The 18,157-nt window shown below is 35.6% G+C and carries 13 protein-coding genes; all 13 read right to left on the bottom strand.

The window, feature by feature from the left end:
• Nucleotides 1-19 precede the first annotated feature (19 nt).
• On the bottom strand, nucleotides 20-781 hold the full coding sequence (locus PEDSA_RS03680) for a glucosamine-6-phosphate deaminase (RefSeq protein WP_013631810.1): 762 nt from the start codon (nucleotides 779-781) through the stop codon (nucleotides 20-22).
• Nucleotides 738-1,961, bottom strand: a complete 1,224-nt coding sequence (gene nagA / locus PEDSA_RS03675; protein WP_013631809.1) for an N-acetylglucosamine-6-phosphate deacetylase — start codon at nucleotides 1,959-1,961, stop codon at nucleotides 738-740. The genes PEDSA_RS03680 and nagA overlap by 44 nt, the downstream gene beginning before the upstream one ends.
• A 196-nt stretch (nucleotides 1,962-2,157) precedes the next feature.
• Complete coding sequence (locus PEDSA_RS03670) at nucleotides 2,158-3,303, bottom strand: alpha/beta hydrolase family protein (RefSeq protein ID WP_013631808.1); 1,146 nt, start codon at nucleotides 3,301-3,303, stop codon at nucleotides 2,158-2,160.
• A gap of 36 nt (nucleotides 3,304-3,339) precedes the next feature.
• Nucleotides 3,340-5,670 (bottom strand): hypothetical protein, encoded by a 2,331-nt coding sequence (locus tag PEDSA_RS03665; protein WP_013631807.1) that lies wholly within the window; start codon nucleotides 5,668-5,670, stop codon nucleotides 3,340-3,342.
• 8 nt (nucleotides 5,671-5,678) lie between these two features.
• Entirely contained in the window at nucleotides 5,679-7,070 is a 1,392-nt protein-coding gene (locus PEDSA_RS03660; protein WP_013631806.1) for a polysaccharide lyase 6 family protein, read from the bottom strand.
• Nucleotides 7,071-7,080: 10 nt separating this feature from the next.
• The gene (locus PEDSA_RS03655; RefSeq protein ID WP_013631805.1) at nucleotides 7,081-8,169 is read right to left on the bottom strand and encodes a dihydrodipicolinate synthase family protein; all 1,089 of its coding nucleotides are present in this window, start codon (nucleotides 8,167-8,169) and stop codon (nucleotides 7,081-7,083) included.
• Nucleotides 8,169-9,185, bottom strand: a complete 1,017-nt coding sequence (locus PEDSA_RS03650) for an NAD-dependent epimerase/dehydratase family protein (protein WP_013631804.1) — start codon at nucleotides 9,183-9,185, stop codon at nucleotides 8,169-8,171. Before PEDSA_RS03650 ends, PEDSA_RS03655 begins: the two co-directional genes overlap by 1 nt.
• A gap of 6 nt (nucleotides 9,186-9,191) precedes the next feature.
• Entirely contained in the window at nucleotides 9,192-10,409 is a 1,218-nt protein-coding gene (locus PEDSA_RS03645) for an Nramp family divalent metal transporter (protein ID WP_013631803.1), read from the bottom strand.
• A 23-nt stretch (nucleotides 10,410-10,432) separates the two neighbouring features.
• Nucleotides 10,433-11,941, bottom strand: a complete 1,509-nt coding sequence (locus PEDSA_RS03640) for a PQQ-dependent sugar dehydrogenase (RefSeq protein ID WP_148233489.1) — start codon at nucleotides 11,939-11,941, stop codon at nucleotides 10,433-10,435.
• Nucleotides 11,942-12,010: 69 nt separating this feature from the next.
• Nucleotides 12,011-13,381 carry an acetylxylan esterase gene (locus PEDSA_RS03635; protein WP_013631801.1) on the bottom strand — a complete coding sequence of 457 codons (1,371 nt, stop codon included), beginning with the start codon at nucleotides 13,379-13,381 and terminating at the stop codon, nucleotides 12,011-12,013.
• A gap of 251 nt (nucleotides 13,382-13,632) precedes the next feature.
• Nucleotides 13,633-15,792, bottom strand: coding sequence for a T9SS type A sorting domain-containing protein (locus tag PEDSA_RS03630; protein ID WP_041536964.1), 2,160 nt, complete (start codon nucleotides 15,790-15,792; stop codon nucleotides 13,633-13,635).
• Between the two features lie 2 nt (nucleotides 15,793-15,794).
• Nucleotides 15,795-17,177, bottom strand: coding sequence for a polysaccharide lyase 6 family protein (locus PEDSA_RS03625; RefSeq protein ID WP_013631799.1), 1,383 nt, complete (start codon nucleotides 17,175-17,177; stop codon nucleotides 15,795-15,797).
• 71 nt (nucleotides 17,178-17,248) lie between these two features.
• Nucleotides 17,249-18,151, bottom strand: coding sequence for an alpha/beta hydrolase (locus PEDSA_RS03620; protein ID WP_013631798.1), 903 nt, complete (start codon nucleotides 18,149-18,151; stop codon nucleotides 17,249-17,251).
• Nucleotides 18,152-18,157 lie beyond the last annotated feature (6 nt).

Below are 18,157 nucleotides of genomic sequence, written 5' to 3'. Positions count from 1 at the left end.
TAACAGAATTCTATGTAAATTATAGTTCAACTAACGAATAACTATCCTGATCTACAAATAAAACGGCACTATTATGTCTTCTAAGTATAGTTGATGGATACTCCTTTTTAATATCTTCTGACAGAGTTAATTTGATCGCATTTGCTTTGGTTTTCCCCGGTACCATGCAAAATATTTCCTTTCCTCTAATTAAAGCCGGTATGGTTAATGTAAGCGCATATTCGGGAACCTTATCGATCGTCGCAAAGCAGCCATCATTAACCTGTTGTATTCTGCAAGCCTTATCCAAATCTACAATTTTCAATAATTTAGGATCTTCGAAATCTGCAACATGAGGATCATTAAATGCTATATGAGTATTTTCCCCTATTCCCATACAGACTATATGCGGTGGAAATTGCTTTAATAAATCTTCATATCGTTTGCATTCCTTTTCTAAATCTTGCGCCTGCCCGTTTATATAATTTACTGTTTTAAATTTCACTTTTGAAAAAATTTTATCTTTTAAGAAGTTACCAAACCCCTGTGGAGCATCGCTTTCCAAACCAACATATTCATCCATATGAAATGCATTTATCCTTTCCCAATCGATATTTTTTTTTACTATGTGCTCAAAAAAATCATTTTGAGATGGAGCTGCTGCAAAAATCATATTAATATAGCTTTCTGTTTCCAATAACTTGTTAATCGCGTCGGCTGCAAGTTCAGCGGCATCTTTTCCTAAATCGTCTCTGGTCTTAAATACTCTGACTTTTAATAAGTCTTTCTGCAAACTCTTCATTTTTGTAAATTGATTTTCCTCCTATAATTGTGTTTATAATATTGATGTCTTTATCGAAAATAACAATATCAGCATCTTTTCCTGGTACTATACTTCCTTTCTTATCTTCAATTCCGATTATTCTAGCCGGTGTGGAAGTTATCATTTGTATGGTATCCAATAAATTTATTCCGGCATCTTTACACATTGTTCTCACTAATCTATCTGCGGTCGCTACGCTACCTGCAAAAGCGCTTCTGTCAGGTAATTTCGCAACCCCATCCTCTATAATAACTTTTACTCCATCTCGCAAGTCCCCTAAAATACTTTCGCCTTCTCCCATACCTGCACCTCTCATCGCATCTGTAATTAAAGCTGTTCTTGACGGACCTTTTATCTTATATATTAGTTTAAGCAGAGGAACTGGTAAATGAACACCATCTGCAATAATTTCAACATCAAGTTCGTCTATTAAATAACCGCTTTCTATTACTCCTGCATAGCGATAAGCATTTCTTCTAGTCACTCCAGACATAGCCGAATAAAAATGTGTCAATAATGTATAGCCATTTTCAAAAGCCTCCTGTACTTCTTCATATACTGCATCCGTATGAGCTATTGCGGGCAGCACCCCAACTGATTTTAAATATCGGGCAAATTCCATTGCTCCATCAAGCTCAGGCGCCGCACTCCATCTCCTAATTAAATGAGCCCACTTTAAAATTTCTTTATATTCATTAGGATCCGGATCTCTAATATACCTCGGATCTTGCGCTCCTCTTTGCTCCATAGAAAAGTAAGGCCCCTCTATATGCATTCCTAGGAATTGAGCTCCGCTCTTGTTTACTTTATTTGCTTCTTCATAACAATGTAGGGTCTCTATTAAATCTTCCTTCAAACTGGTTAAAGTAGTTGGACACATTGCTGTTGTCCCATGCTTAGCGTGGAGCTCCGCAATCTTCAGAAAAGCATCAATAGAGTGATCCATAAAGTCATGCCCTGCCCCACCATGCACATGTAAATCTATAAAACCAGGTGAAACATAGCTGCCTTTTGCGTCTATAACTTCCGCTTGGGGCGAATCGATATAAGATTGACTTATCTCTACTATCCGGCCGTTTTCTACCAACACGCTGCCTCCTTCTATTATTTTATATGGAGTAAGGATATCCCCATTTATTATTTTCAGTTTATTTTTCATTTAGCAGTAAAAATCACAACTCGTGTACGTACACGAAATTATATATATTTTTTGAACTTACAAAGCAAAAGCTATTATTATGTGTTATAACTGGTATTTCATTTTAAATTTATATCAGTTTAAGTTATTTGAGGCAATTAAAACACCAACAAAACAACATTAAATATTCTATTATTGTTCAATAACCGTAGCGTATTTATTTTAAAAAGTACTCAAAGAAATCATAGGCTATACTATTTGAATAATCATTGGGTTCATGCAGTTCCCTATTTTGCATAGCGACGCGATTTTTAACACCTAATACGTTATTAAGCTTTGCAATATGGTTAAGCGCTATCCAACGAACCGGTTGATCTGAAGCTCCTCCAGAAACCAGAAACGGGCGCGGAGCCATTAATGCCATAATTTCATGCAAATCATGCCCTTCTTTAAGTAATTTAGGATAAAGTCCTTTTGCTCCGTCAATATCACCCTTTTTACGCCACACATTTTCCCATGGTGTTGGGTAATATCCAAGATACCAGGGTTCCCAATAGTTTACCAAACTACCTTTATCTTCATCAAATACAATACCCGGATCGGACCAAACAGCACATGCAAACTTGTCAAACAAGCAAGACCCAAACATAGCCCATTTTCCACCGAAAGAATGTCCCATTATTCCTATTCGTTTCTCGTTTACATAGGATAAATTAGACAATAAATACCATGAATTTGCTGTAGCATAAGCTAACATAGATAGTGGCTGTATCTTCGCGTTTTGTATAGAAGGATAATAGATAGAATATGTTCGGTCCTGAGAGGCTTGAGTTGTGCCTATGGATAGGGTGACAAAACCTCTTTTAACTAATTGTAACGCAAAATCACGATTGGGCTTCCCTTCTCCTATCGCAGTTTTTGGTTCATAAAAAGTAGTTACAACAGCAGGATATTTTTTTTTATTTTGTTGTGGAATCAAAAGATAAGCTTCGGTCTCTTCGGTTGGGGTCCATTTAAAACTAATCCTATACTTTATATAACCATCTTTTTGCTCAGTGTCCAGTATTTTCATCTTTTGATTTTTGATAAGATCCGGCCAATTCCCCATCATATCATTCCACTTGGTATAAATCTCTTTTCTCCGTTTTTGCCAATCATTTTTTGTTAGAACCGTATCTCCATTGTAAAATTTCAAAAGAGGCTTATATTTACCATATTGACCGGCAAACTCAGAAGGAGCAGAAAAGTAAGGACTTATTTTTCTCCATAACTCTTGTTTGTTTACAGAGTTTCCTTGTGCGTATATAGCATAAGGAAATACTAAAATCATTAAAAAAATAATATAAGCCTTGTTTTTTTTCATAATCTGAATATGTTATTAAATGTATTTACCTTCTATCTAGTCTTCCAAATCAGAATGTGATTTTAGCATCGATATAAATTTAGGACTGGGGCTACTCCCTTTAGATTTCAGGAAATTCAATATATCTTTTCCTAACATCGTATTAGAATGATTGAACTTCAACCTTTCATTTATCTTAATAAAATCATAGTTATTCAATAAAGACGGTTCAAACTTGCCTGCTACTTTAGGAGCATGAATGGTACAGTTGGAAAAAACAGTTACTAAAGTAGTATCTAATTCTAAATTTATTTCCTGTCTGGAAGTAACTTCAGGTAAAATTTTACTTTCTAGCAAATAGATTTCACCTTTCATTCTTCCTAATTTTTTACTTTTAAAAGCTGATAGATTGGAATTTCTAATTATTACCTTTGCAGGAATACCCGAGATATCCATTTTTACTGATGCACAGTTTACTATTTCTATTTGGAGGAAAAGAGAATTAGCATCTTTTATATCCTGACTACCATCTTTCACTAAGATATGATTGTTTTTTTCTTCGGATTTTAGTTCAGACAGATCTTCCAAATCTACTTTATCAATAAGAATTTTACTATTGGGTTTCAACTCTATATCATCATAGCTGCCTTTCGCATTTACAAAGTAACCTTTAGGATTATAAAGTGTAATTATACGAACGCCTCTGTTTTCACCATGTACAATAATATTTTTGAACTGAACATTTTTAGGAAATACAATTCGTTCGCCATGTTTCATTTCTGAAAAGGGACTGAGACTCATTAAATTAATAGGACCTTTTGAATTGGTATTGATGCAGTCAATCACCAGATTTTCTATTGAAACAGACCTGCCAAATACAATCGGATATTTATAGTCGAAATTCGCCGGATTAAAGTCCAGTACGTTATTGTAAGAACCTTCTGCCGGAATAAATTTACAATTTGAAATTTTGATATCACCATCCCACTTAGACCCAAAATCTCTTCTAAAATTTATAAACGAGCGATTTTCGCAAGTTGTATTCTGAATAATAAGATCTCCCCCTCCTGTAATGGAAATACCTCTATAACCGATTTTTGAATTTAATATCGATAAGTTCCAACAATGGAAATGAACATCAACTCTATTTAGTTGACAACCATCAATTTTAAAGTTTTTGTTCATATTGGTACCAAAAACGCCCCAATGTATAGCACTTCCCTCAGCAGTAATATTCCTAAATGTTGCATTAAGCATTCGTCCTCCTGATATACCGTAGGTACCCGCCGGAACGTCATTTGCTGTTCCTTCACGATCTTGCTCGTATGGAATAAGACGAATGTTTTCTAACTTAACTTCATAGACTTTGCTAAAATTATAAAAACCTGTTCTTGCGTTGGGTGCAGTATCTTTCCTACCGGCTTCCAGCCTTACTACCTGATTGCTGATTAACGTTCGTGGCCGCACAATACCAAAACCATTTTTTGTATATCCTTTTCCCTGACTGTTCCCGGAAAGGTAAAAACAGCCTCCGTTAACAGTCAGATAAGTATCATCTACAGGAATTATTTCAATAGAAGAGAAGTCTTTAAAGGTATAAGCCACTTCTCCTAAAACTTTTCCGTGTTCTTCTATATATACAAATTCTTGTTTAGACCAGGATTGGCCGGTGAATTTTTCTCCAGACCTGAATCCAATCTTGTCATTCGCATCCTCTATATATATTAAATGACCTGAAAAAGGAGCAAATTCTTCCACCACACTTACTCCAGGCTTAAATTGGGCTAAAATATTAGCTTTCTCCTGTGCTGTGAAAGTTTTTTTCACCTTTTGTTTTTGGCTTGCTATTACAAATTTATTTGCTTCTGGCGTATTAAATTGTTCATCTATATGAAAAATGGTATTTCCCCACTCTACATTATTAAGAATTTGTATAGAGTTGGTCTTTTTTAGCCAAAACTCGCCAGTATAGTTAAATACGGGAAGATTCCGTCCGTTTGCATACTGATGTGCTTTCTTTATTTCAATCCCGTCGTCATGTGTTCCATCAGATACAGTACCGAACATTTTGTAATTAACTGAAGACACATTACTCAATAAAGCAAACAAACCATTTTGTAGAGCTATACCTGCCTGATACTGATCCTGCTTATCAGAAATAATATATTCAGCATGTCCACCGTCGTTAGATTGATGGTATCCTAAAGTCTTAACAATATCTCCTTCTTTAAGTTTCTTTTCGGAAATTAAAGCGTTTACATTAGAAAAAAACTTTATTGTACCTACCGCTATATCCCCTTTTTTTGAAGCATAAGATGATCGGCTAAGGCCTCCTGCTGTTAGTACCGTTACCCCGATAGTTTTTAATATATTTCTTCTGGTAGACATAATTACATTTAATTGGTTATAATTAAATTAGATTCAATAGGGTACCAAGATGGGCCTATCTTTTTTGCTTTTAATAATTTTTCGTGAAGTCCATCTTGCAGCCTGCTTCCAAAATAATTTTCTTTGGCACCTTCTAAAACATGCGGTTTAACAGATGAGGGAGCTTTGATATAGGCTAAACCCTTTTTACTTTGCAAATGTAAATTCTCTTTTATAAATCCTTTAGCACTTTCGGTTGATGAACTGGAAACCAGATTTTTAATAATTTCAAATTTATATTTAGGTTCTATTATTTTCAATGCTTTATCATTGCTATAAATCAAATTATTAGCAATTGTTGTATTTACAGGAACAACAAAAGATTTTTCATCTTTTCCTACACCTATATAAAAAGGAATACCGCAATTAATAAATGTATTAGAGAAAACGGCGCAATCTTTTACCTGATCGTAACCATGTAACGGAGGATTTTCCCACGCGTTTCTGAATGATACAGGTGCGTAGAAATCGGCTCCAATTATACCCGAAAAATAATTATCAAAAATCCGGTGACCTTCACCTGTAACTCGAATCCCTCCTATTCCATTTTTCTTATTTCCTATAAATACATTTCCGGCTACTGTAGCTCTTTTCCCATGTCTTAAAGAAATAGTACCGTTACTTTCATAGAAAAGGTTGTTTCTTATAATATTATTACAAGATTTATTAGATATAATTTCTATTTCTCCATTACAATTTTTGAAGATATTTTCCTCTATAGTAATATGTGATGAGAACATGGATGTATTCCAGTTTCCTGCTCTGATACTTTCTCCGCCATTCATTCCCAACTCTGGTCTATGGTCAAAGAAATTGTGATCTATTCTATTATAACCTGGCTTTTTTTCTGCTTCGGCAACAATAGTGCATCCTTTATTGGTTTTCCCTTTAAAATAACAATGATCTATTCGATTATTTACACCATACATGGTTATCCATGCAAAAAAAGTGTCTTTGCTTAATAAATTTTCACCAGTTTCGAGAAACACATTATTGGTGAAACGGCAATTTTCTGCTGCTTTGCTGATAAAAACAATACTCCCTTTAGGGATATTTGTATCTACAAATTTCAGATTTTCTACAGTAAGGTATTTTCCTTCTATCAAAAGTGTTGATCCTTTAGATATAATGGTACTTCCATTTCCTTCTCCAGAAAAAACTATATTTTTTTCTTTTGTTCCCAGACCTTTCATTATAAGCTTTTGGTCTGTCCAGACACCTGACTTTAAAATTACTTTATCTCCGGGCAACAAGGTTAGCGCCTCTAATTCAGAGGCGCTTTTTATTTTATATTCTTTGGCTTGTATGTTAGTAATTTTAATTACCAAACACATCATCAGGAAAACTGAACACCACTTCATATTTTTATAATTAATAACTGTTTATAATATGAGATGGCTGCTTCTCTTTATGCAAAAATTGGTTTACAAACTCATCATCGTTAAGATGAGGGTAATTCTCATAAACTCTATTGATTTCTTCGAGCTGACCATCGGAAAGCTCTTCTTTTGGATTAAGACACCATCTTCCCTGTAGTAATCCCTGCTTTCTTAACACTTCATGAATACCAGGAATACATCCATGGAAATCATGAGCCGGATCAAATAAAGCAGCATTTACATCGGTAATTTGAGTACCTAAACTCAATAACGCTTCTGCTTCTTCTACCGTTTTATTTTCTCTGTATTTCTTAATACGTTCCATAAGCTGCACAACATTGTTAGTCCACACAGCCCAATGTCCCAGCAAACCTCCTTTAAAACAAACGGTTTGCATCTCTCCATTAACAGGAAATTTGTATTCTGTCAAAAGATCGGCTACAATATTATCATCGTTTCCTGTATACATAGATATTTTTTCTCTTCTGAAAGAGTTTGCCACCGCTCTCATGACATCCAGCGTTTGATATCTGTTGAATGAAGCGCATTTTATTGCCTCTACATTCTCTATTTCCACAAATTTTCTCCAGAAATCATAGCTAAAAATTCTACCACCTACAGAGGGTTGTAAATAAAAACCAAATACCGGAATAATTTCTACCACAGCTTTTACCCTGTCTAATATTTGTTCTTCTGTCCAACCTTGTAAACCTCCCATGCTCAATAAGCCGATATCATATCCCAAATCAGCCGCTATTTCTGCTTCTGCTTTTGCCTGATCTGTAGGTCCGCAAATACCTGCTATCTTTAAGAAAGGTCTTTCCAGTTTTGCGTTATCAACCTCTTCTGACGCCCATTTTAGAACTGTACGAAAAAGGTTTATCTCCGGGTCCCTGATTTCGAACTGGGTAGAATGAACTCCAACAGCAACGCCTCCGGCGCCAGCCTCTATATAATAACGGGTTAATTGCCTTTGATGAAACTCATCAATCTTTCTATCTGCTGTTAATGCTAAAGGGTGCGCAGGCAATACCGTACCTGCATCCAAAAGCTGTTTAAGTTCTTTGCTTAATCTTTTCATTAAAATTTACCTCCTCTTTCCTGGAAATGTGTTGCTTTTCCAAATTCTTCGCCTCCCTGGGTTAACCATATTGCGGTAATGTCTATAATTTCTTTTATTGTTACTTGCGGGTATCCAAATAGTTTATGGCACTCCGCAGCGTTATTTAACAATGCTGTTCCTTCTGCTTCGTATTGATAAACCGGCTTTTTATCAAACTTTCGGGCAAATTCTTCTGCCACCCATTTTGTAGATAAAGTCTCTGGTCCGGTTACATTTAAAATTTTAGCAGGGCTTGTACAATGCAATAAAGATCTTATTGCTATTTCGTTCGCATCACCTTGCCAAATAACATTGACATTTTCGGTTCTTAAGTCAATCGGTCTTCCTGACAATACAGATTTTGCGATTTCCATAATTACACCATACCTGAAATCTACGGCATAGTTAAGACGATATATAAGTAGCGGTGTATCGTTTTTCTTAGAGAAATACTCAAATATACGCTCTCGACCTAAACAGGATTGTGCGTATTCACCTATAGGTTCCGGTGTGGTTTCTTCACTTACGCCTCCTGATGTTACCGGTACGAAAGGAAGTACATTTCCTGAAGAAAATGCTACTATATTTGAATTTTTGAATTTCTCGGATACCCTGCCTGGTAAATATGTATTCATTGCCCAGGTAAACCCTTCATTGCCTACTGTCCCGAACTTGTGCCCAGCTAAATAAATAACATTTTTAACTTCCGGAAGTTTAGAAAGCTCTTCATCGTTTAATAAATCACAAGCTATTGTCTCTATTCCTGCTTCTTTTAATTCTTTTCTCGCTTTTGCATCGCTAAATCTTGAAACGCCTATAATACGTTTGTTAATTCCAGCTTCTTTCACAGCCGCAGCCGCCAATTTCCCCATACTCGGTCCCATCTTTCCTCCAATACCAAGCAGCATGATATCGCCATCTATATTTTTTATATCTTCTATAAGTTTAGTACTTGGCCTGGTTAGTCTTTGTTCTAAAGCTATCAAATCTTCCATAATCTGTTATTTAATAAATAAATCGTATACATTGCTTATTGCTAAAAAGGCAAGTAATAACAATCCTAATACACCGGATATATTAGTGAATTTGCCGTTTTTATATTGTCCCATAATATTTTTGTCATTCGCAACCAGGAACATAGCGATTCCTATAAAAGGAACTAAGAAAATAGTCACACTCTGAGCTAATACAATCAGTTCCAGAGGAAGCTTTCCAAATATTATTGCTATTGTTGCGCCTATAATCATTAATATAGCTATCAAAACCCGCACTTTGGCAGATTGTAATTTACCTCCATAGCCTAATGCGTCTCCCAACATGGTTCCTCCAACTGAAGCATTTCCTACTACTGAAGAAAAGGAGGCTCCGAACAAGCCTATTAAAAATAAGATTGACGCATAATGCCCAAATAATGGCTCTAAAGCTTTTGCCATATCCATAGCACTTGTTAGTTTTACTCCCTTTGGGTGCAGTACTGTTGCAGCACAGACCATTACTATCGCACTCATTAAGCCTAATATGATCATACCTGTAGTACTTTTATCAATAACCGGTTCATCTTCCATACCTATTTTTTTCCTTTCCTGTACTAAATAGGCTTGATAAAATGCTCCTACAATCGAAAAACAGGAAGCCATAAATGCGATAACTAGTCCAACGGAACCTTCTGGCAAACTAGGTACAAAACCTTGTATAATGTCTTCTGCTTTTGGATTGACTACAAAAACTGTAATTATAAATGACAGTAACATCATAAATATTAATAACAACATTAATTTTTCCAGGATTTTATAAAATCCTCTAAAAAACAGTAGCAGAACACCTATAATATTAAACACAATTACCCAAATCTTTGACGATGTACCGGTAGCTTCTCCTATTGAAATTCCTACGCCAATTGAATTACCTGCCTGAAAAGACGCTGCTACTAAAAAAATTCCAACACCAATAACAATAGCTGCCCATTTGCCCCATTTTTGCCCAATTAATGTTAAAAGTGACTCTTTCTTTGCTATACCTATTCTACTTGCCATCTTGGTAAAGACGGTCATGAAGAAAATAGCGACTACTACAATCCATAACATACTATAGCCGTAGTCTGTCCCCAATTTAGAGGTAATGGTCATTTTACTGGGGCCAAAAACGACCGCTGCTATAATTATACCTGGGATGATTTCTTTAATCCGTTTTACCAGTTTTGATTCTTTTTTATTCTCCATCTTTGGTTCCGGTTTAATTATGGTTATCGCATTTTTTTAATTTCAGAAGCTTGTATCGCCCCTGCTGAGTTTCCCCAATTTGTTCTAATATAAGTCAATATAGCCGCTCCCTCTTCATCGCTCAGAAACTTAAAAGCGGGCATTTGTTCGGGCTTATTTTCCGTCTTTTTCCCTTTCAAGAAGACTTTTATCAGATTTCCCTTATCTCCTAATACAATAGAAGAGCCTTTCAAAGCGGGAAAAGATCCCTCTACACCAGATCCATCATCTTTATGACACGAACCGCAATAAATGCTATATAACTGGTCGATGTTGTCTATATTAGTGTTTTCAGAAGCGACCTTACCTTTTAAGACTTTTGCAGAACTAATTTTATTCGCTCTGCTTATCTTCAATATCCTATCATCAGATTCCAATGGTTTGCTATAGGGATTCCAGTCTTTGTTGCTGGTAGAAACATAAATATCCCCCTTTGGCGAAACACAAACGCCTCTTAATCTACCGTATTCGTTTTCCAGAAAAATATTGTCGGACAATATCTTGGTACCATCATCATTTAATTTTAATACTCGAAGACTTCGTGCTTTCAAAGTCGCTAGAAGCAAACTGTTTTTCCATTCGGGAATGTTGTCACTACCATAATAGGTAAGCCCCGAAGGCGCTATCGTTGGTGTCCAGGACAGCAGAGGCTCTATTGTATTATATTTTTCGGCATATTTTTTTTCATCCTCAGTATCATGTACACCTTCTATATTTGGCCAACCGTAATTCCCCTCTCTTGTAATAAGATTTACCTCGTCCTCTAAAGCGTCTCCATGTTCGGATGTATATAAAAGGCCATTCTTTGAAAAGGTTAACCCTTGCATATTCCGAAAGCCTTTTGCCCACACATAACTCCCTTTAACAGGATTATTTTCTGGAACAGTTCCGTCGATATTCAAGCGCAATATTTTACCATTCAGACTTTTTTCATTTTGCGCATTTTGAAACTTTTGAGCATCTCCTGTTGCCCACAGAAGTTTGCCATTGGGCGATATTGCCAATCGAGAGCCGTTGTGACCGCTACTTCCCGGAATAACTAACAAAGTTTTCGGACTAATCAAACTATCTCTCTGGATAGTGTATCTAACTAGTTTTGAAAATATATTTTTATCATTTTTGATGGTATAATCAACAAAGACATACGGGTATTCTTTAATATTTGGGTGAATAACCATTCCAAGAAGACCAGTTGTTCTATCTTTCCATACTTCTTTTATTTCCAGTATTCTTTTTTTATCCCCAGTTTCTGGGTCAATTTTGCTGATTTCACCATGTTGTTCTGTCATCCAAATCTTGTCATCCGGTCCCCAAGTAATTTCCCAGGGAACATTTAACCCCTTTGCCACAACACTTATGTCTAAGATTGATTTGTCCAATTGAATATTTTGTTCTACGGGTAGGATTGCTTCTTTTCTTTTACGTGGACTACATCCCAACAAGGAAAAGCATATTAAAAACAAAACTTTATTATTTGTACTGTTTGATGACATATTGAATAAGTTTTTCTTTTGATTTGCCCCACTTTTCAGTGGGACAAAAACAACATAAGCAAACAAAAACTAATTATTATTTAAATTATTGATTAGCCAATTATAGGTTTTATCTCTTTGCGGAGGATAAATTTTATGTATTCCGCTAGGAACTACGAAGACCTGTTTAGGTGATTTAATTGAGTTATAAGCAGAATAGAATGATGTAGGAGGTGTAGTTTCATCATTAAAGCCCCAAGAGAAAAATCCGGGAACCTGTATACGCTTTGCAAAACTCACTACATCGTAGTAGGATAAAGCTTCCATCACCTGCTTTTGATTATCCTGATAAAGTTCCGGTTTTGCAAAAAAATGAGGCCAGCCACCGGCTCTATTATTCAGGTATCCTGTAAAGTCGCACATGGCTGGACATAAGGCTACAAAATAGTTAATTCTTTTTTCCAAAGCCGTTGTAATTATGGATAGTGCGCCTCCTTGACTGGATCCCCAACCACCTACATTCTTTCCATCAAATTTTGGTAAAGAATATATCAAATCCACGGATCTTACACAGCCAAGAACCACATTCTTATAGTAAAACGAATCACGATTTGATGATCCTTTGTATTGGTAATTCTTCAATTCATTGAATTGCAAATCTGTATAATAAGATTTATCATTTATAACTGGCCTACCATGGATATACAAATCTAAAGTAATAAACCCTTTAGCTGCATTATTCTGATCTCCACTTAATGGCAACCATCCAGCACCGGGAAAACGTATAATAGCCGGATATTTTCCTTCCTTTTTAGGAATGCTCAACACGCCATAAAATTTTTGTACTCCATTGTTTATAAAATGATATTCTGCCTGGTATACATCTACTAAATCATTGCTTCTTTCAGGAATTGGAGTTAATTTAGAACCCAGAGGAACACTTTTAGAATTTTTAATCGTTGCTGACCAATATTGATCAAAGTCTACTGGCGTTACCGCTGTCGGTTTTATCTTTTCTGGTTCAAAAGCTGCAGTAGCTAATTCTTTATAAATTTTCCCTTTAACATTTACTCTTACATCACATCTCAAAAAGCCAGGTTCACCCATTGTTCCCCCCTCTAACTTTGCGTATCCATCTTTAACAGTTACCCGCCCTTTTTTTGTTGGAACCATTTTTTCTGGACCTATCATATAGGATAAATCTGCAGATTCTACAGGCTTACCATCTACAAAGAGTTTTATATTGAACGTAGCCCGCTCTCCTGTTTTATAAACCCAATCGCTTTTATCCGGAATAACTGAAAAATCCAGACTTTGTGCTCCCGTCGACTTTGGATCTTCCACATCAATGCCAGCTGTTGTTACCTGAGCGTATACTGATCTTTGAGCACCTGCCAAACCTACAATTACGAATGCGAGAACCAGTGAAGCTTTTATTTTTTTAATTATTCCAATTTCCATACTTATTTAGCGGTTAATAAATCATTTGATAATTAAAATACCTTTTTATAATTGGGTAGTCTTTCGTTGAGCTAATATAATAATTAGTTGGGTACGTTACCGAAAAAAATATATAATTTTTAAAAAATAGCATAACAAACTATATATCAGTTAATAAAAAATTAAAAACAGCTTAAAGCATCTACATTTTAAATACAAACAGGGAGGCAAATACCCCTCTGTTTGTACTATATATATTTTCCCTTATTACTCTACTGTTTTAAATATTTACTCAACTTAGATTTTCCTTTTTCTACCACCTGAATATAATAAACTCCTGTAGGTTGCTTGGATATATCTACAATATGAGTGCTTCCCGAAACATTGGTATAAGACTCTACTAACTTTCCTGCCTGATTATAAACATTGATATCCGCATCATCAGATTCTGATGGCAACTGAATATTTACGATGCCCAATCCCGGATTAGGATATGCTTTTAATCCTTCTATACTTAATTGGGTGTTGATAGCTACAATGTTCTCGGAATAAGAAAATGTTCCGTTTTTATCTACCTGCTTTAAACGGTAATAGTTTATGCCCGCTAAAGGGTTTGTGTCTAAATAGCTATAATTTATCCTCTCTGTTGACGTACCCGAACCTGTTAATCTTTTTATAGAAGAAAAGTTTATGCCATCTGCGCTTCTCTCCAACTCAAAATATTGGTTGTCTGTTTCTGATAGCGTTGTCCAGCTTAAGAGATTACCTAAATAGGTTTTACTTCCTTTAAATTCTGTTAATGATATTGGAAGAGAAGTGGATCCCCATTTTAAAATAAAGATATCCCAACTTCCTCCTCTGAAAGCATAATCCTGCCCGGTACCGGCAAAATTTTGAGTAACCGTAGGAGAACCTAAAGTACCTCCTGATGGTCCACCTGCCATACCATTTGCATATACAGCGGTATTATTTACCGCCAAACCATTCACCCTGTCTGTACCCGCAGTTGCAATGAATTTCCTTTCTAATACTATACCATTTTCCGAATCGAGTTTTACTATAAATCCATCATCAGTTATAGCTGGAGGAGTTGCTGTTGATAGTACTGCCGTATAATCAACACCATCAATATTTATGTTTCTTGAATATCCTGCTACAAAAACATTCTTATTGGTGTTAACCGCGACATTGTAACCGGAACCCGAAGTTCCTGTTGCTTTAAACACCTTTGCCCAGACAGGATTTCCGGTTTTTACATTGAATTTAGCTACATAGGGGCTGGCGGTTGATGCCCCGTCAGAGGTAAAAGAAACGTCTATCCCTCCAAAATTAACATCTGCTGTACCATCATTAATTACCTGTCCTGTTATATAAACACCCCTGTTACTTTCATCACTTTCGTAATCAACAGCAACTCCATGTCCTACATTCTGACCCGTACTTATTATTGCTTTTGCCCAAACTGGAATGCCATTAGCATCAAGCCTTGCTAAATATGAAGTTGTTCCTGAACCTGTTAATGTTATCGAACCAAAAGTCACGCTACTAGTAAAACTTCCTGTAATGTAAATGGATTTATCAATATCCGCTGCTACACCCCAAGCTGTTGCCCCATTAAAAGATTTAACGAACAGAAGCTCACCGTCTGGTTTGAATTTAGCTACAAAAATATTATTGTTAGAATTGGTAATAGTAGTAGCATCTATAGTTGCCGAACCATTGTAAGTACCTATTGCAATTAAATTTCCATCACTATCTGTAGTTACACCTGTTACTGCCTGTGCATTTGTTCCACCTGTAACAAGCTTATGCCATTGGTAAACTCCTTCTTTAGATAGTTTCATTACTATACCATCATTTCCTCCCGATGATGTAATATTAGGAATTGAAGCACTAGATCCTGAAAAGCTATTTATATTTCCATAAAAATATCCACCTACATATACCGCTCCCCCATCACTATTAACATTAACATCTGAAACAGCAATACTATTGGTGACTGTATGTTGTATTGTACTGTTTGTTCCTGTTTTGTCGGAAGACCCAAAACCTGTCATCCATTTAAATTCACCATTCGCATCTGTTTTAGCTATTAAAGAATTATCTTTTGCTGTAGTTGTACCAGAAGGATTAGTAATAGCAGGAATAACCTGATTTGTGACAGTAAAAGCGATAGTACCACCTGCTCCCGTTTGCCCATTATTATAAGCTGATAATGTGTTATTTGTGGTTGAGGTAGAAGATTTATATGATCCGGTAGTATAAGTATTGCCGTCTGCATCTATTGCCAGATGATTTCCTCTGTACTCACCATTAAGTGTAGGTACAGGTCCTGAAATAGAACCAAGCCAATGCTGCGCATTCGCAACTAAAGACACCCCTGTAATTCCCAGAAATGCCATACATAAATTTTTAAGTAATTGTTTTCTCATGTTTATAATTTTTGGTTTTTGATTTTAAATTTCTTGTTCAGTTTCTGCCAAGCCGGCCCTATATCTTTTCCTTCCAGTAATTGTACCTGCTCTTTCGTTAAAGGAGGAAAACCTACCTGTGAATTAGCTTCCTTCGGATAGATAAGATCATACTTATTTATTCGGTTTTTTGTAGCTACAGCAGTAAAACCTGGTTCTTTAGTATTCCCTTGCAATAAGTTATCGTTAAACCTTACATTTTGGGGTGTTTTCGCAGTTGCTTCTTCCCATACAACTACTGATGCAGTACCGCTTATATAGTTTTTAAAGACATTTGTATTGAGTAACGGCAAAAATGTTTTTTCATTTTTGCCGGAACCTATTACAAATGGCTCTTCACAATCTATTAAGGTGTTGTTGTATACTTCTGCATTTTTCACCTGCCAATATCCCCATAACGGTGGATTCTCCCAGGCGTTCATAAAGGTAATGGCAGCACTTAATCCTCTGCCAGTTAAACCATGGAAATAGTTATTATATACTTTATGGTTTTCTCCTATTATTCTAACTCCCCCTGAATCTTTCTTTTTATTGCCTATGAATAAATTATCATAAACGTTTGCATAATTACCGTGTCTTAATGTCAACATACCCGAACACTCGAAAAATAAATTATTTCGAATAGTATTATGTGTAGATTTATTGGAGACAACCTCTATCTCTCCATCACAATTATCAAAAATATTATTTTCTATTGTAGTGTAGGAATCCAATAAAGAGGTTTGATCTACTCCAGCCCTTATGATCTCACCTCCATTACCTCCATAAGGTGGCCTTCCATCAAAATAATTGTGGTCTATGCGATGATAGTTTGGTTTGTTAGAAACATAAACTCCTACCGTAGTGCCTAAACTTGTTTTTCCTTTCACATAACAATGGTCTACTCTATTTTTTTCCCCGTATAAAACGATCCAGCTATTTCGCATCTTTTTATCAGAATTGTCATATTTAGTTATAGAAGTATTTGTTAACCTGCAATTCTTTGACTGTTCTGAGAATGCGATTACATTTTTCTTAAAAGCTTCTCCATCTCTGAAAACTAAGCCCTGCACTATTAAAAACTCACCATCAATAACCAAAGTAGAGTTACCGCTAACAATGGTTTCACCTTCTTTTTCTGCTTTAAAAACAATAGGTTTATCTAAAGTTCCCTTACCTTTAAAAATCAGAGTTTGATTTTTCCACACGCCCTTCTTTAAAAGTACTTTATCTCCCGCAACCAGGTTTAATTCATCAATCTCCTTTGCAGAATTAACTATATAGTCTCTGGCATTTAGGATGTTTACTTGTAATATAAATATTAATAATAGGGAAAATTTGATTTCGGACAGTCTCATTATATTCATCGGATTAGCTGTTATTAATAAATCTTATACTAAAATTGAATAGTTACTACGATATTACTTTATGTTATCTGTTATTTGTTATTTTTTATAAAGTTTACAATCGCTTCCATTTTATTGGTCATAACCTCTTTATAAGCCGGCCCTCCATGTCCAATACCATCCATAATGACTAGTTTAGAATCTTTATTCCCTTTTTGTTCCAAAAAACGATGCAATGAATGTGCATACTCGACAGAAATTAAGTCGTCTTTATTACCGTGAAATGTAAGCACCGGTATTTTTGAATTTATAACCTGATTGTTATTCTCAAGTCCACCCCATAGATTAACTATATTTTTAACTTTTACTTTTGAATATTTGACACATAACCCTGTAAATAAAGCGGTTATTGCACCTGCAGAACCACCAGAAATAGTGATATCACTAGTATCAAAATTGTATTTGCCAGAATTGTCTTTTATCCAGTTTAAAGCCAATATGGCATCTTCTCCGGCCATTTTTATGGCATTATGTAATCCTTCATTGAATTTCCCTGACGGCGGCAAACCTTTAGACATATTTGCTCTGCAACTAGCACCGGCAATTTTATTATGTTTTAAATATAATCTGTAATTAGTTGCTATGACGGCTATTCCATAGGACGCCAATTTTGAGCAAAAAGCTTTATGCTGATTTTTACCACCTCCAGAGAAACCTCCTCCGTGTATATAGATATAAACAGGTAGTTTGGTAGGCTGAATGCCCTTTGGGAGATAAAGATCAAGTAACCTGTCCGACGAAATATCATTATTAACAGAATCAGGCTTGGTTGCATATCGAATGTCCTGCTCTACATTTACCAATGAGGAATAATCTGTATTTTCTTTCTTCCCCTGACCATACAGTATTACAGAAAGAAATATTGATAAAATAAGGACTATTAAACTTACTCTTAATAATAAGGTTCTATTTTCACTAATGATATTATTTTCCATCTTAAA

Origin of the sequence: Pseudopedobacter saltans DSM 12145 (genome assembly GCF_000190735.1) — a bacterium.
GTDB classification, from domain to species: Bacteria; Bacteroidota; Bacteroidia; order Sphingobacteriales; family Sphingobacteriaceae; genus Pseudopedobacter; species Pseudopedobacter saltans.
This window is presented reverse-complemented; position numbering and strand designations above follow the sequence as displayed.